Source organism: Micromonospora sp. WMMD956, assembly GCF_029626125.1.
Lineage (GTDB): Bacteria > Actinomycetota > Actinomycetes > Mycobacteriales > Micromonosporaceae > Micromonospora > Micromonospora carbonacea.
Map to the genome: position 1 here is coordinate 250,588 of NZ_JARUBI010000005.1, position 23,185 is coordinate 273,772.

At 74.0% G+C, this 23,185-nt stretch carries 17 protein-coding genes; 2 read left to right on the forward strand and 15 right to left on the reverse strand.

The genetic code is table 11. The annotated features are described in order from the left end of the window. Positions 1 to 10: 10 nt before the first annotated feature. Both O7628_RS01410 and O7628_RS01415 read right to left on the reverse strand, forming a co-directional pair. The gene (locus tag O7628_RS01410) at positions 11 to 691 is read right to left on the reverse strand and encodes a response regulator transcription factor (RefSeq protein ID WP_074474103.1); all 681 of its coding nucleotides are present in this window, start codon (positions 689 to 691) and stop codon (positions 11 to 13) included. Next, a complete protein-coding gene (locus O7628_RS01415; protein WP_278127746.1) occupies positions 688 to 1,917 on the reverse strand; it encodes a histidine kinase in 1,230 nt (409 codons plus the stop codon). The genes O7628_RS01410 and O7628_RS01415 overlap by 4 nt, the downstream gene beginning before the upstream one ends. Before the next feature lie 184 nt (positions 1,918 to 2,101). On the opposite strand from O7628_RS01415, the gene O7628_RS01420 reads away from it, so the two are divergent. Then, complete coding sequence (locus O7628_RS01420; RefSeq protein ID WP_278127747.1) at positions 2,102 to 4,267, forward strand: MMPL family transporter; 2,166 nt, start codon at positions 2,102 to 2,104, stop codon at positions 4,265 to 4,267. Between the two features lie 33 nt (positions 4,268 to 4,300). Then, positions 4,301 to 5,170 (forward strand): alpha/beta hydrolase, encoded by an 870-nt coding sequence (locus O7628_RS01425; protein WP_278127749.1) that lies wholly within the window; start codon positions 4,301 to 4,303, stop codon positions 5,168 to 5,170. Between the two features lie 43 nt (positions 5,171 to 5,213). Here O7628_RS01425 and O7628_RS01430 read toward each other — a convergent pair whose 3' ends face one another. The 13 genes from O7628_RS01430 to O7628_RS01490 all read right to left on the reverse strand — a co-directional run bounded on the left by O7628_RS01430 (position 5,214) and on the right by O7628_RS01490 (position 23,053). Next, positions 5,214 to 10,487, reverse strand: a complete 5,274-nt coding sequence (locus O7628_RS01430; RefSeq protein ID WP_278127750.1) for a type I polyketide synthase — start codon at positions 10,485 to 10,487, stop codon at positions 5,214 to 5,216. A gap of 74 nt (positions 10,488 to 10,561) precedes the next feature. Next, on the reverse strand, positions 10,562 to 11,605 hold the full coding sequence (locus O7628_RS01435) for a ketoacyl-ACP synthase III family protein (protein WP_278127751.1): 1,044 nt from the start codon (positions 11,603 to 11,605) through the stop codon (positions 10,562 to 10,564). A gap of 471 nt (positions 11,606 to 12,076) precedes the next feature. Next, positions 12,077 to 13,342 carry an MFS transporter gene (locus tag O7628_RS01440; protein WP_278127752.1) on the reverse strand — a complete coding sequence of 422 codons (1,266 nt, stop codon included), beginning with the start codon at positions 13,340 to 13,342 and terminating at the stop codon, positions 12,077 to 12,079. Positions 13,343 to 13,347: 5 nt separating this feature from the next. Next, on the reverse strand, positions 13,348 to 14,508 hold the full coding sequence (locus tag O7628_RS01445) for an insulinase family protein (RefSeq protein WP_278127754.1): 1,161 nt from the start codon (positions 14,506 to 14,508) through the stop codon (positions 13,348 to 13,350). Between the two features lie 41 nt (positions 14,509 to 14,549). Continuing rightward, on the reverse strand, positions 14,550 to 15,215 hold the full coding sequence (locus O7628_RS01450) for a nitroreductase family protein (protein WP_278127755.1): 666 nt from the start codon (positions 15,213 to 15,215) through the stop codon (positions 14,550 to 14,552). 10 nt (positions 15,216 to 15,225) lie between these two features. Then, on the reverse strand, positions 15,226 to 17,019 hold the full coding sequence (locus O7628_RS01455; protein WP_278127756.1) for a YcaO-like family protein: 1,794 nt from the start codon (positions 17,017 to 17,019) through the stop codon (positions 15,226 to 15,228). Then, on the reverse strand, positions 17,016 to 18,200 hold the full coding sequence (locus O7628_RS01460) for a radical SAM protein (RefSeq protein ID WP_278127757.1): 1,185 nt from the start codon (positions 18,198 to 18,200) through the stop codon (positions 17,016 to 17,018). Before O7628_RS01460 ends, O7628_RS01455 begins: the two co-directional genes overlap by 4 nt. Further along, positions 18,197 to 20,008: a radical SAM protein gene (locus O7628_RS01465; protein WP_278127759.1), complete on the reverse strand. Its 1,812-nt coding sequence runs from the start codon at positions 20,006 to 20,008 to the stop codon at positions 18,197 to 18,199. Before O7628_RS01465 ends, O7628_RS01460 begins: the two co-directional genes overlap by 4 nt. Before the next feature lie 96 nt (positions 20,009 to 20,104). Beyond that, positions 20,105 to 20,293, reverse strand: coding sequence for a hypothetical protein (locus tag O7628_RS01470; protein ID WP_278127761.1), 189 nt, complete (start codon positions 20,291 to 20,293; stop codon positions 20,105 to 20,107). Between the two features lie 280 nt (positions 20,294 to 20,573). Beyond that, positions 20,574 to 20,981: a carboxymuconolactone decarboxylase family protein gene (locus tag O7628_RS01475; RefSeq protein ID WP_278127762.1), complete on the reverse strand. Its 408-nt coding sequence runs from the start codon at positions 20,979 to 20,981 to the stop codon at positions 20,574 to 20,576. Further along, positions 20,978 to 21,490: a MarR family winged helix-turn-helix transcriptional regulator gene (locus O7628_RS01480; RefSeq protein WP_278136174.1), complete on the reverse strand. Its 513-nt coding sequence runs from the start codon at positions 21,488 to 21,490 to the stop codon at positions 20,978 to 20,980. Before O7628_RS01480 ends, O7628_RS01475 begins: the two co-directional genes overlap by 4 nt. 2 nt (positions 21,491 to 21,492) lie before the next feature. After that, positions 21,493 to 22,350 carry an MBL fold metallo-hydrolase gene (locus tag O7628_RS01485; RefSeq protein ID WP_278127764.1) on the reverse strand — a complete coding sequence of 286 codons (858 nt, stop codon included), beginning with the start codon at positions 22,348 to 22,350 and terminating at the stop codon, positions 21,493 to 21,495. Positions 22,351 to 22,597: 247 nt separating this feature from the next. After that, positions 22,598 to 23,053 (reverse strand): NUDIX domain-containing protein, encoded by a 456-nt coding sequence (locus O7628_RS01490; RefSeq protein WP_278127766.1) that lies wholly within the window; start codon positions 23,051 to 23,053, stop codon positions 22,598 to 22,600. Positions 23,054 to 23,185 lie beyond the last annotated feature (132 nt).

Below are 23,185 nucleotides of genomic sequence, written 5' to 3' on the forward strand. Positions count from 1 at the left end.
GTCCGTGTCCTCACGTGTCGGGCAGGGGGTCGCCGGGCCGGACCAGGTGGTGCTGGTAGGCGAAGACCACCAGTTGGGCCCGGTCGCGCGCGCCCAGCTTCATCATCGTGCGGTTGATGTGCGTCTTGACCGTCAGCGGAGACAGGTGGAGCCGTTCGGCGATGGCGTCGTTGGACAGCCCGTGTGCGACCAGGAGCAGGATCTCCTTCTCCCGGCCGGTGACCAGGTCGAGCTCCGGGAGTTGCCGGGCCGGCGGCTGGAGGTGATGGATCAGCCGGCTGATCAACCCGCTGGTGGCCCGGGGCGACAGCAGCGCCTCCCCGCCGGCGACCACCCGGATGGCGTTGACCAGGTCGCCGGGTGCCACGTTCTTGCCCAGGAAGCCGCTCGCCCCGGCCTGGAGGGCGTAGATCACGTTGTCGTCGTCGTCGAAGGTGGTGAGCACCAGCACCCGCACGCCGGCGAGGCGTTCGTCGGCGCCGATGCGGCGGGTCGCCTCGATGCCGTCCAGGACGGGCATGCGGATGTCCATCAGCACGACGTCGACCCGGCTGCGGTGGCACAGGTCGACGGCTTCCCGGCCGTCGGCGGCCTCGCCGACGACCTCCAGCCCCGGCTCCGCATCGATGATCATCTTGAAGCCGGCGCGGATGAGCGCCTGGTCGTCGGCCAGCAGCACGCGGATGCTCATGTCACCTGTCCCTCCGGTCGCCGGGCGGAAGCCCCGGGTGGCTGCGGGGCGTGGGGGTTGAGGCGGTTGACCGCCCGTTCGTCGGTGGGCAGCTCGGCGTGCACGCGGAACAGGCCGCCGTCGACCGGTCCGGCGACGATGGTGCCGTGCGCGGCCGCGGCCCGTTCCTGCATGCCGAGCAGCCCGAACCCGAAGCCGGTCCGGCGTCCGCCGGACCCGGCCGTCCGGTTGGTGACCTCGATGCGCACGGTGTCGGCGGTGTACTCCAGGTCCACGGTGGCGCCGCCGGCGCCGTAGCGGTGGGCGTTGGTCAGCGCCTCCTGCACGATGCGGTACGCGGCCAGGCTCACCACCGCCGGCAGCGGCCGGGGCTCGCCGTGCTGCCGGTGCCGCACGGCGAACCCCGTCGCGCGCAGCGCGGCCAGCAGCTCCGGCAGGCGTTCCACGCCGGGCGCCGGTTCGGTGCTGCGGGCCTCCTCCGGATCACGGAGCACACTGATCACCGACTTGATCTCCTCCAGCACGGTGTCGGCAGCGGTGCGGATGTGCCCGAGCACGGGCCACACCTTGTCCGGTTCGTTGCGCAGCACGTGGTTGGCGGCGCCGGCGTGCACGCTGATCACCGTGATGTGGTGGGCGACGACGTCGTGCAGCTCCCGGGCGATGCGCAGCCGCTCGTCCATCACCCGGCGGCGGGCCTCCTCCTCGCGGTTGAGCTCCGCCTGCCGGGCCCGCTCGGTCACCTCCGCGACGTAGGCCCGGCGCATCCGGACGGCGTCGCCCGCCGCCGCCCCGCCGAAGATGATCGCGAACGCGGTCAACTGGTCCGTGTTCCACCAGTCGGCGCGGTACACCACGAAACCGGTGAGCATGAGCGATCCCCACATGAGGGACGCGTAGACCCAGGGCCGACGACGCGGGCTGGCCAGCCCGGCGGAGTAGGTCAGCAGGCCCGCCACCAGGAACATCCCGTCCGGTGGGCGGCCCAGCGCGACGGTGAGCGCGAAGACGGCGCTGGCCGCCGGCACGACCGGCACGGGATGCCGGCGGCGCGCCAGGATCAGCACGGCGCACGCCGCCGCCAGCAGCGCCGTGCCGCGGTGCACCGCGTTCGGGCCCAGGTACAGCACCAGCGCGCCCCCGGCCGCCGCGAGCAGCACGTCGCCCAGCGGGCCGCGGTAGCGGTCGAGGCGTCGGGGCCACCACTGCCTGATCGCCGCGTCCATGGTCACGACGGTAGTGCGGCAGGCCGGCCCCGATCGACCTGTTCCCGCGGTAGCGCCACGCCGCGTGCCTACCGCGTTCGCAGTACCCGGACGCCTGCGTCGGTGGGACGACGTGACCCGGTGCCGGACGGGATCGTGGAACCGCTCTCGGAACCGGGGCCGTACGACCGACGGAGGAACACTCGTGGCGACAATCCTGTACCGCCTGGGGCGGCTCTCCTTCCGGCGTCGCCGGCTGACGCTGGTCGTGTGGGCGCTCCTCCTCGGCCTGTTCGGCGTGGGGGCGGCCCAGCTGTCGGGGCCGACCAGCGACGAGTTGACCATCCCCGGCACCGAGTCGCTACAGGCGCTGGACGTGGTGGCGGACAGGTTCGGCGACGGCGGGGACACCGCCACGGCGAAGGTGGTGTTCACCGTCTCCGGCAACGCCGCGCTGACCGACCGGGAGCCGCAGGCCGCTGTGCGGGCCACGCTCGCCACCCTGCGCACGGCGCCCCAGGTCACGGCGGTCACCGACCCGTACCGGGCCGGAACGATCGCACCGGACGGGAAGACCGGCTACGCCACCGTCGCCTACGCGGTGGACGCGACCGGGGTGGACGCCGCCTCCCGCGCGGCGCTGCTCGCCGCCGGCGACGCCGCACGGCACGCCGGCCTCGGCGTCGAATACTCCGGAGAGGTCACCGAGCAGGCCGGAGCCGACGACGGCAGCGAGGCGCTCGGCATCCTCGTGGCCGCCGTCGTCCTGCTCGTCACCTTCGGCTCACTCGTCGCCGCGGGCCTGCCCGTGCTCACCGCGGTCGTCGGGGTCGCCGTCGGCCTGCTCGGCATCGAGATCACCACCGGCTTCCTCGACCTGACCTCGAACACCGCCGACCTCGCCACCATGCTGGGCCTGGCCGTCGGCATCGACTACGCGCTGTTCATCCTGTCGCGCTACCGCCACGAGCTCGCCGCCGGCCACGACGGCGAGGAGGCCGCCGGCCGGGCTGCGGGCAGCGCCGGGTCCGCCGTGGTCTTCGCCGGCCTGACCGTCATCATCGCCCTGGCCGCGCTCGCGGTGATCGGGATCCCGTTCCTGGCCGCCATGGGCGTCGCGGCCGCCGCAGCCGTCGCCGTGGCCGTCGTGATCAACCTGACGCTGCTGCCGGCCCTGCTGGGCTTCGCCGGCCGCAGGGTCCTGCCCCGGGCCCAGCGCGACGGCAGGGGCGGCCGGCCCGCCAGCACCCCGTACGGCGAGCGCTGGGCGCGCGCCGTGCTCAGGCACCGCGTCCCGGCGCTGGTCCTGTCGGTCGTCGCCGTCGGCGTGGTCGCGGTCCCCGGGCTCGACCTGAGGCTGGCCCTGCCCGACGACAGCTCCGCCTCCCCCGCGTCCACCCAGCGTAAGGCGTACGACCAGCTCGCCGAGGGCTTCGGGGCGGGCGTCAACGGCCCCCTGCTCCTCGTGGTCGAGGCCCCCGCCGGCGCGGTCGCCGCCGCGGGCGAGCAGGCGCGGCAGCTCGCCTCCGGCCTCGACGGCGTGGTGCTCGTCACCCCGGCGACGCCGAACCAGGCCGGCGACACCGCCACCCTCACCGTGGTCCCCCGCGGCGGCCCCACCAGCGAGGAGACCAGGGAGCTCGTGCACGACCTGCGGGCCCGGCAGGCGGACTTCACGGCGGCAACCGGCGGCGCGACCCTGGCCGTCAGCGGCCGGACCGCCGTCGACATCGACGTGTCGGAGAAGATCAACGACGCGCTGCTGCCGTACCTGTCCGTCGTGGTCGGCCTCGCGTTCATCCTGCTGATGGTGGTGTTCCGCAGCATCCTGGTGCCGATCAAGGCGACGGCGGGGTTCCTGTTGTCGGTGGCCGCCTCGTTCGGCGCCCTGGTCTTCGTCTTCCAGCAGGGCAACCTCGCCGGCGTCCTCGGCGTCGCGTCGACCGGCCCGATCGTCAGCTTCATCCCGATCTTCCTGATCGGCATCCTGTTCGGCCTGGCCATGGACTACGAACTGTTCCTGATCATCCGCGCCCGGGAGGAGTTCGTGCGCGGGGCCGCCCCGGACGAGGCCGTCGTGTCCGGCCTGCGACACGGCGCGCGGGTCGTCACCGCCGCGGCACTGATCATGATGAGCGTCTTCGCGGGCTTCGTCCTCGTCGACGACATCGTCATCCAGTCGCTCGGGTTCGCCCTCGCGTTCGGCGTCGCCGTCGACGCCCTGCTCGTCCGCATGACCATCGTCCCGGCCGTGCTGTCGCTGCTCGGCAGGTCCGCGTGGTCGCTGCCGCGCTGGCTGGACAGGGCCCTGCCGAACGTCGACGTCGAAGGCGGGCGGCTCGCCGAGCGACTCGCCAGGAACGAGCACTGACCGGACCCGAGAAAGCGAGAACAGGAGCACACCGTGCCTTTCGTACGCTCGAACTCCGTCGACCTCTGCTACGAGACGTTCGGCGACCCCGCCGACCCGACGATGCTGCTCGTCATGGGCCTCGGCGAACAGCTGATCACCTGGCCCGACGGGTTCTGCGCGGCCCTGGCCGCCCGCGGCTTCCACGTGGTCCGGTTCGACAACCGCGACATCGGCCTGTCGACCTGGCTGGATCACCTCGGCGACGTCGACCTGCCCGCGCTGTTCGCCGGCGACCCGTCCTCGGCGCGGTACGGGCTGTCCGACCTGGCCGCCGACACCATCGGTCTGATCGAGGCCCTCGGCGCGCGCCCGGCGCACCTGGTCGGCGTCTCGATGGGCGGCATGATCGCCCAACTGGTCGCCGCCGAGCGGCCCGACCTCGTCGCCAGCCTCGCCTCGATCTCGTCGACCACCGGCGACCGCTCGGTCGGTCAGCCCACCCTCGACGACGTCTCCGTCCTGATGCCCCGGCCCGACGCCGACCACGAGGCCGCCATCGCCGCGGACGTCTCCCTCTACCGCCTGATCGGCTCACCCGGCTTCGCGACCAGCGAGGAGGAGCGGGTCGCCAGCGCCGCCGCGAAGGTCCGCCGCGCCTACCATCCGGCCGGCACGGCCCGGCAGTTCGCCGCGATCGTCACGGCTGCGGACCGCACCCCGAGACTGCGGACACTGAGCGTGCCCACCGTGGTCATCCACGGCGAGGCCGACCGGATGGTCGACGTGAGCGGCGGCCGGGCGACCGCCGCCGCCGTCCCCGACGCCGAGCTGGTGCTGATCGCCGGCATGGGCCACGACCTGCCCGAGGGGGTGTGGGACCGGATCGTCGACGCCGTCGCCACCAACGCCGCCCGGGCCTGACGCACCGACCCGGGCGTCGCCAGGGCCCCGTCGCGCGGGCGGGTCAGGAGACCGCCGGGGTCACCTCCCGCTCCCCGTCCCCGGCGGTCAACAGCTCGGTCAGGTGGTCGGCGATGGCGGTCACTGTCGGTTGGTGCCACAGCAGCGTCGCCGGGAGCACGTGGCCGAACCTGCTCTCCAGGCTCCGCCGTACGACGATGGTCATCACCGAGTCCAGGCCCTGCTCGGACAGGGAGCGGCGGGGGTCCAGCGCCTCGCCGGACAGCCCCGTCTCGGCGACGATCCGTTCGGTGACCTCCGCCAGGAGGCGGCTGCGCAGCTCCTCGGGGGTCAGGCCGCTGAGGTCGACGACCTCGGCCGGTCCGGCCTGCGCCGGGTCGGCCGCGCCGGCGTCGGCCACCGTCTCGGCCAGCACGACGGGCCGGTCCATGCCCGGTTCCACGGGCAGGACCCGCAGCACGGTGCACTGCCCCGCGCCATGACGGTACGCCCAGTCCCACGCGTCGAACGCCTCCCGGACGGAGATCGCGCCCACCCCGCGGGCCCGCAGTTCGAGGTCGACGACCTCGTTGACCGACATGCCCTTGGACCGCCACGACGTCCAGCCGAGGCTGAGGGTGACGTCGCCGTCGGTGGCCTGCCGGAACGCCGCCAGCGCGTCCAGGAAGACGTTGGCCGGCCCGTAGGTGCTCTGGCCGGGCAGCCCGAGCAACTGCCCGCACGACGAGAAGAGCACGAGGAAGTCGAGGGTGCCCGGCGGGAACAGCTCGTGCAGCGTCCACGCGCCCGCGACCTTCGGCCGCAGGACCGTGCGCACCGACTCCTCGTCGACGTCGGCGAGCATCCGGTTGTCGAGCACACCGGCGGCGTGGACGACGCCACGGATCGGGGGGAGCCCCAGCGCGTCGGTGTCGAGCAGCGCGGCGGCCCGCTCGGCGTCGCCGATGTCCAGGGCGACCGAGTGGACGGTGACGCCGAGCGCCTCCAGGTCGCGCACCACCTCGATCTGCGCACGCCGGCCGTCGTCGGCCGGGTCGTCCCAGGTGGCCCGTGGCGGCAGCGCGCGGCGACCGGTCAGCACCAGGCGTCGGGCGCCCCGCTCGACCAGCCACTGGGCGACCTCCAGCCCGAGCGCGCCCAGCCCACCGGTGACCAGATAGGTGCCGTCCGCCCGACAGGTGAACGGCGCACGGGTCGGCGCGCCGTCCACGGCGGTGATCCGCGCGACCTCGAAGCCACCGTCGCGCACCGAGACCACGTCCTCGGCCGGGGCCGCCCCGAACAGGCGGAGCACGAGGTCCGCGGGCACGTCGTCGGCGCACCGGACGTCCAGGGTGCCGCCCCACAGCTGCGGAAGCTCGCTGCGCAGCACCCTCCCGAGCCCCCACAGCGGGGCCAGCGCGAGGCCGGCCCCGGTGCGGCCGTCCCGCACGCCCGTGGTCAGGCACCACAGTCGCGGCGCCTGCGCCGGCGGTCCGCCGGCTAGGTGCTGTGCCACCGACGCCAGCAGCCAGGTGGCGCGGGTCGCCGCCTCGGCGGGCGGGTCGTCGGACACCGCCGGCAGCAGCAGCACGTCCGTCCACGCGCCCGGCGCCGGCACCAGCCGGGCGAGGGCGGCGGGGTCGGGCACCACGCGTACCGGCGCCCCGGCCGCCGACAGGCGCTCCCGCCAGTCGTCCGCCGCCCGCGCGTCGGCAGCGACCAGGACCACCTCGCGGCGGTACGGCTGCCCGTCCGCCTCCGCGAGCTCCAGCTTCCGCCACACGGTCCCGTGGACCAGGTGCTGCGGCGCCACGGAGTCGGCCGTGACGTCCGGCATGCCCGCGTACCGCAGGCCGGCCAGCGTGGCCAGGACGGCACCGTGCCCGTCGCTGATCGACACGTCCACGAGGTCCGGGCCAGCGTCGCTCACGACGACGTCGATGACGGCCGTCTCCGGCGGCTCGCCGACGATGCGCACCTCCCGTACCCCGGCGACCATGCGCAGGGCGGGCACCGGATCCGCCACCGGGGCGACGGACAGGGCGGCGTCGAGCATCGGCGCCCACGTCCCCGCCGGGTGCCCGGGCCGCTCGGCACGGACCCGGGCGCGGAGCCCGCGGGGGCCGCGGCGCAGTTCCTCGACGGTCCAGTCGAAGGCCATGGTGGGTACGCCCACCGAGGCGAGGTGCCGCGCGACGGCAGCCGGGTCCTCGGCGGTGGTCTCCAGGACGTCCGGCGGCGACGACGGGGGCGGCGCGACGGGCGACGCCGGGACCAGTGCGCTGGTGTGCACCAGCCAGGGCCGCTCGGTGCCGGTGCCGTGGTCCTGATCCTGCGCCTGGGAGGCCAGCCGCAGCACGCCGTCGGCGTAGCTGACCTGGACCTCGCGGTGCTCGTCGGTGAGCGGCACCCGGAGGGAGACGTCCCTGAGCACGGGCCCGGCCCCGCCGTCCGCAGCGGCCCGCAGCAGCGTGTTGATCAGGACGGCGGCGGGGACGATCTCGACGCCGTTGATCGTGTGGCTGCCCGGGTACGGCCGGCAGGACCCGTCCAGCAGGGTCCGCCACAGCCGCAGGCCGTGTCCGCCGACGGGAACCTCGGTGCCGAGCAGGGTGTGCGAGTCGCCGTCGTGGCAGAGCCCGGCCCCGGCCCCCCGGGGCCGGGTGTCCCGCCAGAGCGGGCGGCGCTGCCAGGCGACGGTGGGCAGGGCGGCCAGCCCGCCCGCCGGCTGCAACGTCGCCCAGTCGAGCGCGACGCCGCGGCAGTACAGGGCCCCGGCGTTGGCCAGCAGCGTCGCCCGTTCGGGCTGGTTGCGCCGCAGCGACGTGCCGACGAAGGCGTCGCCGTGCGGGTCCGCCAGCGTCTCCTTGACCGAGTGGGCCACGACCGGATGGCTGGAGATCTCCACGAACGTGCGGTGTCCGTCCTCGGCCGCCGCCAGGACCGCCGCGGCGAGCCGTACCGGGCTGCGCAGGTTGGCGGCCCAGTAGTCGCCGTCCACGAACGGCGTGGCGCACGGCTGCGGCATCGAGGTGCTGTACATCAAAATCCGCGGCGATGCGGGCGACAGGCCGGACGCCGCCTCGGCGAGCTCGGCGAGCAGCGGGTCCATGTGCGGGCTGTGGAAGGCGACGTCGGAGGCGACGCGCCGGACGTCGACGTCCTCGGCGGCCCACCGCCCCATGACCTCCTCCACCGCGGCGGGGTCGCCGGCGACCACTGTCGACACGGGCGAGGAGGCGATGGCGGCCACCACGTCGGCGCGTCCGGACAACCGGCGGGTCACCTCGTCGAAGCCCAGCCCGACCATCGCCATGGCGCCCTGCCCGGCGACCCGGCGCAGCAGCCGCGACCGCCGGCAGATCAGCACGCCGCCTTCCTCCAGCGTCAGCGCGCCGCTGACGACCGCCGCGGCGATCTCGCCGACGGAGTGCCCGATGACGGCGTCCGGCGTGACGCCGTAGGAGTTCCAGACCGCCGCGAGGCCGACCTGCAACACGAAGATCATCGTCTGGATCCGGTCGACCTCCACGAGGTCGCCCTCGGCGAGGACCGACCGCGGCGAGAAGCCGATCTCGCGCGTGAAGACGGGGGCCAGCGTGTCGACGACGGTGGCGAAGGCCGGTTCGGTGGCGAGCAGTTCCCGGCCCATCCCGGTCCACTGGGAGCCGTGCCCCGAGAAGACCCAGACCACGCCCCTGCCCGGCTCGGGAGGCACGACGCCGGAGACGGTCCCCTCCCCCAGCCTGCCGTCGGCGACGTGGCGCAGCCGCGTGACGAGTTCCTCCCGGTCGGCCGCCACCACCGCCGCCCGGCGGCCGAGGTGCGACCGCCGCAGCGCCAGGGTGTGCCCCACGTCGGCGAGCGTTCCCCCGGCGGCGGGGTCCGACAGCCACGCCGCCAGGTCACCCGCCTGCTCCCGCAGCGCGGCCTCCGACGCCGCGGACAGCGGGAACAGCAGCCCTGCGGCGGTCGCCCCCGTCGGCGCGGGCTCCGACCGGGCCGGCTGCGGGGCCTCTTCCAGCACGAGGTGGGCGACGGTTCCGCCGTACCCGAAAGCGGACACCCCGGCCCGGCGCGGACGGTCGGTCCGGGGCCAGGCGGTCGGTTCGGTGACCACGCGCAGACCGGCGTCGTCCCAGTCGATCGCGGGGTTGCCGGTGGTGTGGTGCAGCGTCGGCGGTATCTCGCCGTGGCCCAGCGCGAGAATCGCCTTGATGACCCCGGCCACGCCCGCGCCGGCCTCGAGGTGGCCGATGTTGGACTTGACCGAGCCGATCAGGCACGGCCGGCCGGGTTCCCGGCCCGCGCCGTACACGGCGCTCAGGGCGGAGGCCTCCAGCGGATCGCCGAGTCTGGTGCCCGTGCCGTGGGCCTCGACGTAGTCGACGGACCGCGGGTCCACCCCGGCCTGCGCGCAGGCGCGGGCCAGCACGTGCCGCTGCGCCTGCGCGTTGGGCGCCATGATGCCGTTGGTACGCCCGTCCTGGTTGACGGCGCTGCCCAGAATGGTCGCCAGCACCCGGTCGCCGTCCCGGCGCGCGTCGGCGAGGCGCTTGAGCACCAGGACGCCGGCGCCCTCGCCGCGCCCGTACCCGTCCGCCGAGCTGTCGAACGACTTGCACCGCCCGTCCGGGGCGGTGGCTCCTGCGGCGTCCAGGGTGAGGGTGAGGCCCGGGGAGACGACGAGGTTGACGCCGGCGGCCAGCGCCACCGGGCTCTCGCCCGTCCGCACGCTCTGGCAGGCCAGGTGCAGGGCCACCAACGACGCCGAGCACGCCGTGTCGACGGCCAGGCTCGGCCCCCGCAGGTCCAGGGCGTACGAGATCCGGTTGGCCACCGCGCACATGGCGGAGCCGATGCCGGTCCACGCCTCGATGGTGGGCAGGTGCTCCAGGAGCCGCCGCCCGTAGTCGTCGGAGCCGACGCCCACGAAGACGCCGGCGTCGCTGGCCGCCAGGGAGTGCGGGGGGATGCCGGCGTGCTCGAGCGCCTCCCAGGCGACCTCCAGCAGCAGCCGCTGCTGGGGGTCCATCAGCTCGGCCTCGCGGGGGCTGAGCCCGAAGAACTCGGCGTCGAAGCCCTCGATGTCCGGCAGGAAGCCGCCCCAGCGGGTGGCCCGCCGCAGCGCGGCGGCGAAGTCGCCCCCCAGGTCGGCGTAGGGCTGCCACCGCCGTTCCGGCAGGAGGCCGATGCCGTCGCGGCCGGCGCGCAGCATCTCCCAGTAGCCCGCCGGGCTCGTGGCGCCGCCGGCGAACCGGCACCCGACGCCGATCACCGCCACCGGACCGGTGTCGGCCGGCGAGGATTGTCCGGGGCCTTCCGTAGCGACCATTGGCGTGTCTCACCTTCTGACGACGGGGCGTCGTTCCCCGCACGCCGGACTGACCGACAGGGGCGGATGCCGGCTCAGCCGAGCCAGGACGGGCGGTGCAGGATCTTGACGACGGCGCTGCACGCGGTCATTCCGGGGCCGAGGCCGAACAGCAGCACGTGGTCCCCCGCGCCGATCTCCCCCGTGGTCAGCAGGTGGTCCAGGGAGACGACCTGGTCGCTGGCGCCGATGTGCCCGACGGTGCGGCCGAAGTCCCACGTCGACCGGGACAGGGGCAGCCCGAGCATCGCGAGGTAGCGGTTCTCGATGATCTCCCGGGAGAAGTTCATGACCGCGATACGGCTGACGTCGTCGATCGTGATGCCCGCCTCGGCGAGGTTCCGCCCGATGACGTCGGGGACCGTCTGGTACACCCGGTCCCACACCGCGGTGCTTCCCGTCTCGGCCATGGCCTTCGCGTTGAAGGACTCGCCCCGGCCGGCGAGGTCGAGGTCCCGGCCGACGAGGCAGCCGGGCGGGAACAGCGCTTCGCCGCTGCGGTGCACCTCCTCCGCCTCGGGGACGGTCGTCGTGCACACCGAGAGCAGCTGGGCGAACCCGGGCTCCCTGCCCAGCAGCACCGCGCAGGCGGCGTCGCCGAGGATGAAGCCCGCGCCCGTGCGCCACCTGTCGATCAGCGGGGTGCCGAAGTTGTCGGATGCGACGAGCAGGGCCGACTCCCGTTCGCCGTCGGCGCGCAGGTAGCTGGCGGCCAGCTCCAGCGCCCCGAACATGCCGTTGCAGCCCTGCCGGATCTCGATCCCGAGGGCCCGGTCGCAGCCGAGGTTGCGCTGGATGAAGAACTGCGGCTGCCAGCCGTCCGGGCCCTGGTGCCAGGAGTCCGCGTACAGGATGAGATCGGTCTCCTCCGGCCGCTGGCCGCACCGCTTGAACGCCTCCTGGGCCGCCGCGAGCGCCATCTCCGGGGCCGAGATCATGCCCGCGACCGCGGCACCGCCCAGATCGTGCGCCTCGACCTCGTCGCGCGGGTACAGGCCCCGTCGCACGGCCTGCTCCACGCTCACCGTCTGCGGCAGGAACACTCCGAGCCCTTTGAGATACACATCGGACGTACGCACCGTGCCTCCTTCGATTCGACGATCATGAGCGGGCGGATCACCGGCGGGCCGGGAGCGCCGGGGGACGCGCCGCGCAGCGGATCACCAGGCGGCGCGGTCCGCGGCCATTGCGCCGGCGCTGACCGTTGTCGAACGTGCGGTGCGGACTCGGGGAGGACGGGACGTCGGTGGCGTCCGGGGACGGGACCGGGCGGAGGGTCGGCGGGCGGCTCAGGCGGGTCGGCGCCACGGACGACCCCGCAGTGGCGACGTCGTCCTCCGGCCCGTCGGGAGTTCTGTGGAGACAGGTCCGTTCGCGCCCGCCTCGACGTCCCGACCGCGTGCCGCGCAGCAGTTCATGTCAGCTCCAGTGCCAGACTCGGTCGTGACGAGGCCGGGAACCGGGCACCCACGGAAAGCACGTCGCCCGCCCCCTCGCCGATCCAGATCTCCGTGCACACTCCTCCGCACCGACCAGGGTAGGTCGGTCCGCTAAAGCCGATCTAATATCGATTTTTCGTGATGCGTGGGACGGGGAGTCGTCAGGTCCTTGTCGGACCGTTCCCGCGGCGACCGGACGAGCGGGCCGCACACGGCCACCACCAGCAGGCCCAGGCCGACGAACAGCCCGCCCAGCGGCAGCGCGTCACCGAGCAGCCCCGCAGTGGCCGCGCCCAGGATGGTCGCCACCCCCACCCCGAGCCGCAGCACGCTGCTCGTCCGGCCGAGCTCGCCGCGGGCCACCACCCGCTGGCGGTAGGTGGCCGCCAGGACGGCGGCCCAGACCGCGGCGGCGAGGTTCAGCGCGAGCAGGGCACCGATCACCGGCACCCCGGCACCCAGCGGCAACAGCGCGAAGGAGAGCCCGAAGGCGACGTTCGCCACCCACATGCTCCGCCAGATCGGGACACGGTCCCCGTAGCGGGAGACGAGCCAGCCGCCGACCACCCCGCCGACCGCGCCGACCGCGAGCACGTACCCGTAGTGGGCGATGGGCAACCGCCGGTCGGTGACCACGAAGACGGCCAGCACGGAGAGCACCGCCGCCGCCGCGAGCGCCCGGGTCACCGCGAAGACGAAGAACCAGCGCAGGACGGCGTCACCGAAGGTCACCCGGAAGCCGGCCGCGAGCTGCGCAGCCATACCGGCGGGTCGCGGGGACGGGCTGGACGTCTCGCGCTGCCCGGTCCGCCGGGCGGGCACCCGTGCGTTGCACACGGCCGCGGCGCCGAACGACACGGCGTCGACCAGGAACGGGAGGGCCGGCGCGAGCCCGAACAGGAAGGCGCCGGCACCGGGCCCGGCGAGGCTGTTCGCCGTCGTGGTGATCGACGCGACCCGGCCGTTGACCACCCCCAGGTCGGCCCCGTCGAGCGCGTCGGCGAGGAACACCTGGACCGCGCTGAAGTAGACGACCTCCGCTGCGGCGAGCACGAAGACCAGCGCGTAGACCCACCACACGGAGACCGCGCCGAGCACGAGGGCCACGGTGAACACCGTCGCCGCGACGGCCCGCGCCAGATCGACCAGGACGACGACCGCCTTCGACGGGTAGCGGTCGGAGAGCAGGCCACCGAAGAGCACGAAGAGCACACCGGGAACGCTGTTGACCACGTACGCCGTGGACAGGCTGTCCGTCCCCGCGCCGACCGACAGCAGGAGCAGCGGCAGCGCGGTGTAGCGGAAGCCGTCGCCCAGGGCGGAGAAGCTGGTGGCGGCGAGGATCAACCGGCCGGCGCGGCCTCCGGGGCGGGGCACCGCCGTCACCGCCGGCGGACCAGGACCGCGGGCCCGGCCGGCGCGACGTGGTCGCGGACCAGGGCCCGGATCGCCTCCGGCGTGCTGTCGCGCAACGTCTCCGGCGTGTCCACGCCGGCGTCGACGGCGAGGAGACCGGCCCGGGCGTCGTGCTGCGCGAGCGTCTTCGGCTCGTCCAGGTACGCGCCCAGGTAGCCGGCGCCGGCGGTGGCCAGGCTCGCCGGGTCGACCTCGTGCCGCAGCACGTCGAAGGAGCGTTCCAGCAGCCGGCAGACCTCCGCGGCGACCTCGCCCCGGCACTCGGTGACGGCCACCACCACGGCCCGGTCGGCGAGGAACTCCTGCCGGTACTCGACCGAACGGATCGCGTGCCGACGCTTGAGCTCCCGCTGGATCTCGACGGTCAGCCCCCGGTCGAGCGCCCCGTTGAGGCAGTGCCCCGCCGCGGCGTGCGGGGACCGCCGGCCCGGCACCTCCCGGGCGCAGCACACCACCACCCGCTCGGCCTCCGGGACGTCGCGCGGCACCGGGGACGCCGTGAACGGCGTCCAGGGCAGTTCGGGGAGCGGGACCGCGTCCCCCGGCTTCGGCTCGGTGTAGCGGCCGGAGCCCCGCCACGGGTCGCGGGGACCGACCGCGCTCAGGTGGGCGCCGAGGCCGACCGCCGCGCGCTGCCAGTCGCGCAGCTGGTCGACGCCGAGCCCGGCCAGGTCCTCGACCGGGCCGGAGAGCGGCCGGGCGGCCCAGCTGCCCGGCGCGTACCTGTCGAACACCAGGGGCCACAGCCGGGGCATCAGCTCGAAGCGCCGCTCCGCCAGCTCCTCGCGGATGACCGGCAGCTCCTCGGCGACAAGGCGGGCGGTGACCTGGAAGTCGAGCCACCACCGTTCGAGCAGGGCGACGATGCCCGGCGCGGCCTCGGGCGCGCAGACGACGTCGACCTGCATGGTCTCCCGTGAGGTGAACATGCCCAGCCGGGCCCCGCGCAGCGGCGAGTCCGGCGGTTCGCTCTCCACCCGACGGAACAGCAGGTGCTCCAGCAGATGGCTGGTGCCGGTGGGCGCGCCCACCAGTTGTTCCAGCGCCGGCCCGCCGACCGTGGCCAGGCAGAGGTAGGTGTTGGCCAGTGGGCGTTCGAGCCAGCGGTGGGTGATGGTCGGCCGCATCGGGTCCTCCGGGTGTGTGCGGGGTGGTCGCGGGGCCCGCCTCAGCGGCCCAGCGCGATGAGGTACAGCGGCAGCTGGTCCGCTCCGCGCAGACCGAGGGTCCCGGCGAGGCCCTCGTCGTCGAACGCGCCGACCGGCAACGCGCGCAGGCCGGCCCGGGCGGCCGCGTCGAGCAGGCACTGTGCCAGGTGCCCGGCCTCCAGCAGCAGGTAGCGGTAACCGCGCAGGCCGTAGCGCTCCTGGTAGCGCGGCTGGCGGGCGGTCAGCACCACCCAGTTCGGCGCGCCGGACACCTGGTCGAAGGCGTTCGCCCGCACCGCGCCGGGATCGACCACGCCGACCGTGGGCTGGTGGTCGCCGGCGCAGGCCAGCACCGTGCCGGCGTGCGACTGCACGAGGTGCCCGCGGACCGCGTACAGGCCCCCCGCCGACGGATACCCGCGCCGTCCGTCGCGGTCCCGGCCGAACACCTCCCCGGTCACCGCGCGGGCCGCCGCGTCGACCTCCGGGTCGGCCGGGCCGAAGTGCCGTGCCGACGGCGTCCGCGCCACCGTCGGACGTCGGCCGGGCTGCTGCCGGGGCACCCGCAGGGTGGCGACCGGCGGGCCCTCCGGCGGCAGCCGGGTGAGGTCGTGGAACACCAGGGCCGCCGACCGTGGGTCGGTCGTCGCGCCGTCGGCAGTGGGCTCCCGGTCAAGGTCTCGCACCGGCACCGCCTCAGCCCGTCTGGAACAGCCGCAGCAGTCCGGCGCCCCGGACGGCCGCCGGGTCCAGCAGCCGCTCGGGCAGCGGCCCGCCGGGGATCGGAAGGTCGGCCGCGACAGGTGAGACGACCTTGCGCACCACGATGCCCTCCGCGCGCAGTCCGGGGGTGTCGAGGTCCACGCTCACCGCACGGTAGTGCCGCCGCAGCCGGTCGAAGTGGAAGTCCGCCTCGAACGCGGCCACGCCGGCCCGGTCGAGCGGGTCCGCCGCCACCGGCGCGGCCAACGGCGCCGGCGCGTCGGCCGGTACGCCCCGGTGGTGCAGCATCAGGGCCTCCTCGAAGGCGTGGGCGGCGGCCTCGGCGACGGTGGGCGCGGCGGCGCAGCCGCCGACGTGCGCCGCCCCGGTGTCCGGGTCGTGCAGCGTGACCACGCAGACCGGCACCAGCGGGTCGGCGCACAGGTACAGGTGGGGATCCCGCCCGAGCTGCCGGGCGACCTGGTCCAGTTCCCGGGCCCAGACGCCCGGTTCCAGCCGGTGCAGCCGCCCGGCGGGCCAGTGGCGCACCACCAGGTCGCGCTCCGCCACCTCGAGCAGCCCGCCCTGCTCGGCGAGCAGGGCGCTGGTGTGGGCCGCGGTGCCGGTGCTGGTGCGCGGGGCGCACGGGCGGTCACCGGCCACGGCGGGGACGAGGCAGGCCACCTCGGTCGGCACCCAGCACGACCGTCCGTCCACGAGCGAGGTCGCCGGTGTCCACGGCCGGGGCGCGCGCGGGTCCACGGCCGGATAGGGGAAGTCCGCCGCGGCCCGCTGCCCGTCGGTGAACGGCTCCGGGACCACGACGGGCTGGCCTGCCGGCAGGTCCTCGCGGGCACAGGTGGAGGTGCGGGCCGGCCGGCGGTTGAGCGCGAACCGTTCGGCGGCCTCCAGCGCCGCCCGGGCGGTGGCGAGGCCCGCCAGCGGGGAGACCGCGGCGGACCGGACCGGGCGGACCGGATCGGTGGCCGCGCCGAACGCGACGGCCAACGGAATCGCCGCGTCGGTCTCCTCGAGGTCCACCCAGGGCTGGAAGACCGGCCCGTCGACGCCTGCGGCGGCACCCGCCTGCCGCACCGAGCGCGGCGGCCGGACCCGCTGCCGCGATCCGGTACGCAGGTCGCGCAGGTGCACGTCGACGCCGTCCGGGTCCACCTCGCGGGCGGCCACCACCGCCGACACCACCGCGGCGGCCGGCGCGCGGCCGGCCGGGTGCACCAGCCGGTGGTCGCCGTCGACCCGACCCGGAAGGTGGGGGTCGAGCTGTCCCAGCACCGACCAGAGCCAGCCGTGATCGGTGCGGTTCCGGACCACCGGCCCCACGACCAGCCAGCGGCCGAGCACGAGGACCGGTTGGTGCACGACGGCGCCGGCGAGGTCCGCCAGCGCGGCGGCCCACGGCCGGGGCCGGTGCGCGCACGCCGCCACCGGGACCGCCTCGGCCGGGACGCCCCGGCAGGCCGCGACCAGATCGCCGGCCGCCGCCCAGCGACCCAGCCGCCACCCCTCGTCGGGGCCGTCGAGGAAGATGTGCTCCGGCCGGGGCGCCGCCCTGTCGTCCCGCGCGCCGGTCGGCGGGGCCGGGTCGCCGCCGGCCAGCCGGCGGGCCTCGGCCAGCACCGCCGCCGGCGCCGCGGAGCGCAGCTGCCAGCCCCGCGCCCCGCGCCGGATCAGCGTCGCGGCACCCGCGTCGTCGACGCTGACGATGTCGCAGGCCGCAGCGACGCCTCGCCACGCTTCGAGGCCCCCCGCGACGGTGGGGACGGTCACGCCGGCTCCAGGCTGGCCCTGCTCGCCAACGCGTGCCAGTCGGTCGGCAGGTTCCCCCGGCTGCCGTGATCGCAGCCCGCGCAGATCGGGAACTCGGCGGGCCGACCGAGGAGTTCGGTACGCCAACGACTCATGATCGTGTCGGTGTCGTCCACGGTCAGGTTCGCGTAGCGGTGGCGGCTGCCGACGTCGTTGCTGCACGGCAGCAGGTCGCCGTCCCAGGCGACGAAGAGCGACTGCTTGCGGAACAGGCAGTGCGCCTGGTCGGCAGCGCCGGGCCGCGAGGTGAGCTGCATGATCGGCAAAGTGCCGCCGCGGCCCTGCACCTCGATCTGGCGGAACCTGCCCCGGGACAGGCCACGTTCCTCGATCCAGCGGTGGAAGTCGTCCACCTCGTCCTGGTTGATGTCCATCTTGACGAAGTTGAGCGCCACCAGGTCGGGTGCCACCCGGATCGCGGCCTCCAGGTTGGCCACCGAGACGTCCCGCTTGTCCCGCCCGAAGATGGTGGCGAACCGCTCCCGACGCAGGCTGTGGATCGACCACTTCAGCAACGACAGGCCGGCGTCGCGCAGCGCCGCCACGGTGTCGGCGTCCATCCGGAAGCCGTTGGTGACCGCGACGATCGGGAACCGCTCCTCCGGTCCGAGGGTCTCCCGCATCCGCCGGACCCACGGCACCAACTGCCGGTGCAGCGTGGGCTCGCCGATGCCCTGGAGGATGATGCCGGGCGCCTCGATCGCGGCGGCGAACTCCAGGAACCGCTCGAACGTCTCCTCGCTCATGTCGCCGAGTGGGCGCAGTTCCTGGCGCGGACACATCATGCAGTCCGCGTTGCACCTGTTGGTGATCTCCAACTCCAACGACGGCCGTGGCGTACGGATGGCCGACACGTCCACCAGCAGCCCCACCTCGACCAGCGTGGCGAGCGTGCGGGCCAGGTCGTCGGCGCGTGACCCGGCGGAGAGGACCAGCGCGGCGGTGGACTGCGGGTGTTCGAACCGGCCGAGCAGGCGGGTGATCCGGTCGGTGGCGGCCACGCCCTGCTTCGCGCCCCGCCAGAGGTCGAGCCGGCGGTAGACCCGGGGGGTGTCGTCGGTGTACCGCCGGGTGCCGGTGAGCTTGACGAACGGTGCCAGCACCAGCTCGGCCGGGAGGTCACCGATGGTCTGTGTGGTCATGGGTTCACTCTCATCTTCCAGCGGTCGAGATCGACGGTGACCGTGCGGTCCAGCGACGGTGACCGGAAGGACTCGGCGGCCGGCTCGCCGGCGTCGTCCGGCACGTCCGGCCGCCCGTCCTGCGCCACGGCCATGAACATCGCGAAGGACCGGTCCACCGCCCGTTCGAAGATCGGGTCGAGGTCGGCGAACTCCGCGTGCAGCTCCGCCAGCCGGCGGTCCAGCCGCGCGCGTTGCCGGTCCGCCTCGGGGCCCGGGGCGTCGGCCGTCGTGTAGTTCTGCGCCAGGGCGTACGGCACGTGCGCCTCGAGCAGGTTGATCTGGTAGCGGGTGGGGTCGTTCCAGACGGGCGAGTCCCGTTCGAGCGCGAAGGTCCCGACCGACGCGTACGAGATGTGGTCCCGGTTGCGGCGGATCATCTCGAAGGTGGCGCGGGCCTCCTCGTCGGTCTCGCCGGGGAAGCCGATGAAGAACATCCAGCCCACCGGGATCCCGGCCTGCTTGAGCAGTTCGGCGTGCCGCTCCACGTCGGTCAGCCGGATGCCCTTGCGCATCAGGTCGGCCACCCGCTGGGAACCGGCCTCGATGCCGTTGACCAGGAGCACGCAGCCGGAGTCGACCAGGCTGCGGACGGCCGCCTCGGTGAGCATCGGCTTGTCGACCCGCGCCTCGGCGGTCCACCGGAACCGCCGCTCGCCGGCCGGCGGGGGCGTGGTGGTCCCCGTCGGGACGTCCGCGATCGCGGCGAGCCGGCGGGCCAGGTCGTTGATCTCCCGCGGCGGGATGGCCTCGTCCACGAAGTACAGGTAGGAGCCGTCGACCGCGCTGATCGCCTTCAGGGCGTCGTCCACGGCGTCGGCGCCGAGCCGGAAGTACCCGTCGCCGTAGCCCTCGTGGTGGGTGCAGAACGCGCACTTCCCCCAGTAGCAGCCCTTGCTGGTCAGCAGCGGATAGATCGGCTCCGGGGTGGGATAGAGGTGGTCGAGGTCAGTGAAGTCGGGTGCCCCGGCCGGCGGACCGGTCTGCGGCGCGGCGCGGCGGTAGGCGACGACGCCGTCCCGGATCCGGGCGACGCCGTCGACGTCCACGTCGGTCGCCCCGTCGGCCAGGGCGGTCAGCAGCGCGGTGAGCGGCTCCTCGCCCTGGAAGGCCACCGCGTAGTCGACGTCGCGCCAGAACGAGGTGTCGTGCGCCAGCACCTCCCGCCGGACGTGGGTGACGGCGTTGCCCCCGATCACCACGACCGTTCCCGGCTGGTGTTCCTTGACCAGCCGGGCGGTGAGCAGGGCCGGCGCGAGTTGTTCGAGGTAGGCGGCGCTGAGGCAGACCACGGCGGAGTGCCGGTAGCGCCCGCCCCGGACGTCCTGCTCGAGCCACCGGCCGAGGACGGTGTGCCGGAGGCGGTCGACCAGGGTGGGCCAGTCCTGCTCGGGCGTGGGCACCGGTCGGGTCAGCCCGTGGTGCCGCAGGTCGTAGGAGAGCGCCAGGTCGGCGAAGCGCAGCGTCCGGGAGGCCCGGGAGACCGCGCGGGTGCTCCGGTAGGTCGCCAGGTCCCGCAGGGCGTGCCAGGCCGGCTTTCCGCGCGCCGCCAGGTACTCCAGGCTGAGCCGGACCCGCACCGGGGCCGAGGGGTCCACCGCCGCCGGGTCGACGCCGCCGGTCCACAGGGCATGGAAGAACCGGATGTTCGCGTCGTCGGTCCGGCAGGTCACCGTGCTGCTGGCGTGCAGGTGCCCCTTGAGCAGGAACGGAGCGAGGTAGGGCATGTGGTAGTAGGTGGCCGGGGGGAAGATCAGAGAGGTCTGCACAGCGAGGCTCTCCTCCGAGCGCCGGGTGCCGGCGGAACGGGGCGCACTGCCGGTTGCCCCGTCCCGCCGGCGTTCGTACTGCTCAGATCAGATCGGTCAGAACGCGACGTTGCAGCACATCGAGAGCGACTCGAAACGCCCCAGCTCGTCGAATTCGATCTCGACCACCTCGACCTCGGTGGTGTCCGTGAGCTCGATGGCGGCACTCTCCGTGATGGCCGCGTCGGTCATGGTGGACATTGCAATCACCTTGCCTTCCGCACTACAGGTCAGTTCGTGATCCACGCCACGAGCTGTAGACGGCAACGTACAACGAATGTTTGTCCAGTTGAACCCCTAGTTCCGCGATGCGGACCCGGGGTTCGGGCGACCGTGAATGCTGATTCGCCACTCAGCGCAAGGCACCTGGCACGCTTCGGAAGATCCGCTACTTTCCGTGGCTCGACCGCCACGCCTGGATCGCCGTGCCCCGACCGGACACAGCGCAACCGAACGAGTTGGCCGAGCAGAACGGGGCGATCGGGAGAGCCGGCCCCGCCGTGCAGCTGATCGACGGGGTCCGGCCTCAGTCGGCGGCGACCGCGGCGGGTCGTGGCGCCGTGCCCAGGACGGTGGCCATGGCGACCGATGCCGCCGGCTGACCGAGGTAGGCGGTCAGCAGCACCATCAACTCGGCCAGGCCCTCTTCGGTGACACCGGCGGCGCGGGCGGCGTTCAGGTAGGTGGTCAGCCGGGCATCGACGACGTGTTGGCCGACGAGGGCGGCGATGACGGCGACGCTGCGGTCGCGGTCGGTCAGCCCCGTTCCGGACCATCCGGGTCCGCCGGCCGCGAGGAAGGCCTCCCGGGCGTACTGTGCGCCGGCTCGCCCCGCGAGCATGCGCTCGGCTTCGTCCTCCGGGACGCCGAGGTTGCGGGCGTACGCGGCGCGGCCGGCGGCGATGCGGTCGGCCACGTCGTCGGAGGCGTTCATATGCACGATCCCGGGTCTTCGGCCGAGCCGATGATGAGGTAGAGGGCCCGTCGTAGCTGTGCGACCTCGGCCGCCGGGATGGGCCGGACCGCGTCGGCCTCGCGGGCCTCGGTGCCGGCAGCGACAGCCGCCCGCGCCGCGTCGCCCTTCGGGGTGATGGCGATGATGCGGGCCCGCCGGTCTCGCGGGTTGACGCGCCGCGAGACGAGTTCCATGCGCTCAAGCCGGTCGATCTCCGCGGCGAGGGTCGTCTTGTCCATGCCGAGGGCTTGCCCGAGTTCGACCTGGGTGAGATCGGCGGTCTTGTGCAGGGCGCTGAGGACGATGTGGTCGCGCAGCGACAGGCCGTGGCGTTCCGCTTCCGCGCCGACGAGTGCGTGCATCCGCTGGGCCGCCCGGTGGAGCAGCCACGTCAGCTCGGAGTCGGGCCCCGGTCCCAGAGTGGGGCGCTGCGGCGCCTCGTCGTCGGTCGTCGGATCGGGGCGGCTCGGGACGGGTGAGGCGGGCATGGTCACAGTGTCACGCCCGGGAACCGGGACGGCAGGAGCGGGATGCTGTCGTAGGCGGCGACGTCGTGGGCCGGAACGACCTGCGCCACGCGGCTGAGGGCGATGCTGCGCCGCAGGCCGACCCGGACGGCCCCGGCGTCGACATCGGCGACGCGGCGCATCAGCCACGGGCGTTGCGCGCCACGGGAGATGCCGTCCAGCTGCCAGGTGAGGTCGCCGATGAACGCATACCGCTTCCCGGAGGGCAGCGTGACGAACACGACGACGGAGCCCGGGGTGTGCCCCGCGGCGAGGGCCACGACCACCGAGCCGTCTCCGTAGACGTCGAAGCTCGCCGGAAAGCCGAGATGCTCCGGGCCGTCGAAGGCGTACTCCCGGATCTCCAGGCCCTGCGACACCGCGCGGAACACCCTGCCGTGCGAGTCGTCGGCGCCGTAGCGGATCTCGGCCTCGTTGATCCACACCGGCACCCGCAGGGAGTCCAGGCCGCTGACGTGATCCCAGTGCACGTGCGTGACGAGCACGCCCAGAAGACGGGACCGGTCATAGCCGGCCGCATCGAGCTGCTGCGCCACGGTCCGGCCGAGTCGGTGGGGAGCGCGCTCCATGCGCGCCAGCATCTTGATGTGCTCTGCCACCTGCTCGCCGAACCCGGCGTCGACGAGCAGGTCGCCCTTCGGGTGGGAGATGAGCACGGCGGTGGCCGCGAAGTCCCGCCTGTCCCGTACGGACCCTCCGGTCACGGCGAACACCGCTCGCGTCGTGTACGTGCCGGTGGGCAGACGGTAGAGCGCCATGTCCGCCGGCGGAGCCGCCTCGGGCAGCCGGCCTGTCCAGTATGAGGACGGTGAGATGACCATACGCGAAACCGTACGACCCAAGAAAGTCCGAGTCAAAACTATCCGAGTCAAGAGCATTCGTACCGCCATGGTCACCGAGCCGACGGATCAGGCACATCGCGCCGGGGGCGCACCCACCGGGGCAAAGGGGGTCTGTCCCTGCGGCCTGGTGTCGCACACCTGCGGGGCCGAGGTGAGGCGCGTGCCGCCTCACCTCGGCGCTCCTGCGACGGGTTCCAGCCCGGACGAAGTGCGAGCAGCGCTGGATCTACGGGCCGCTCGGCGATGCGGTTGTCCGTGCCTCGCCGCCACGAGACAGCCGGTCAGGCTCAGGCAGGGAACGGAGCAATGCCGGCAGGGCACCGAACACGAGGGGAAGGCCTCCCAGCTCGCTGATCCCGACCCATGCGATGTCGTCGTGCTCCTCAGGGGCACGGTTGGCGGGAGAGCCGACCCAGTCTCTGATGCGCCAGACACCTACGTGGACGGCCTCCTGGCCGCTGCCGGCATGCAGGTCGCCCAACCGCGACGAGGACTCCGCCACGATGTGAACCCCCAGCTCCTCGTGCATCTCGCGCGAGAGTGCCTGTAGTTCCGACTCACCCGCTTCGACGTGCCCCCCGGGCAGATCCCAGAGATCCGGGTATGCCCGGCGGGTCGGGCTGCGGTGCACCAGCAGCACCGCGCCGTTCTCCACGAGTGCGCCGCAGACGACGACATGCATGACGGGATTGGAGCACAGGGGCAGGACGAGCTCACGCCAGCCAGAGGGCACGCGCAGGTCTGAATGCCCCCCGCTTTGCTGGAGCCGGGGAAAACGTCAGACCGGCTTACCTGGCGTTGCGTGTCGGAGCCG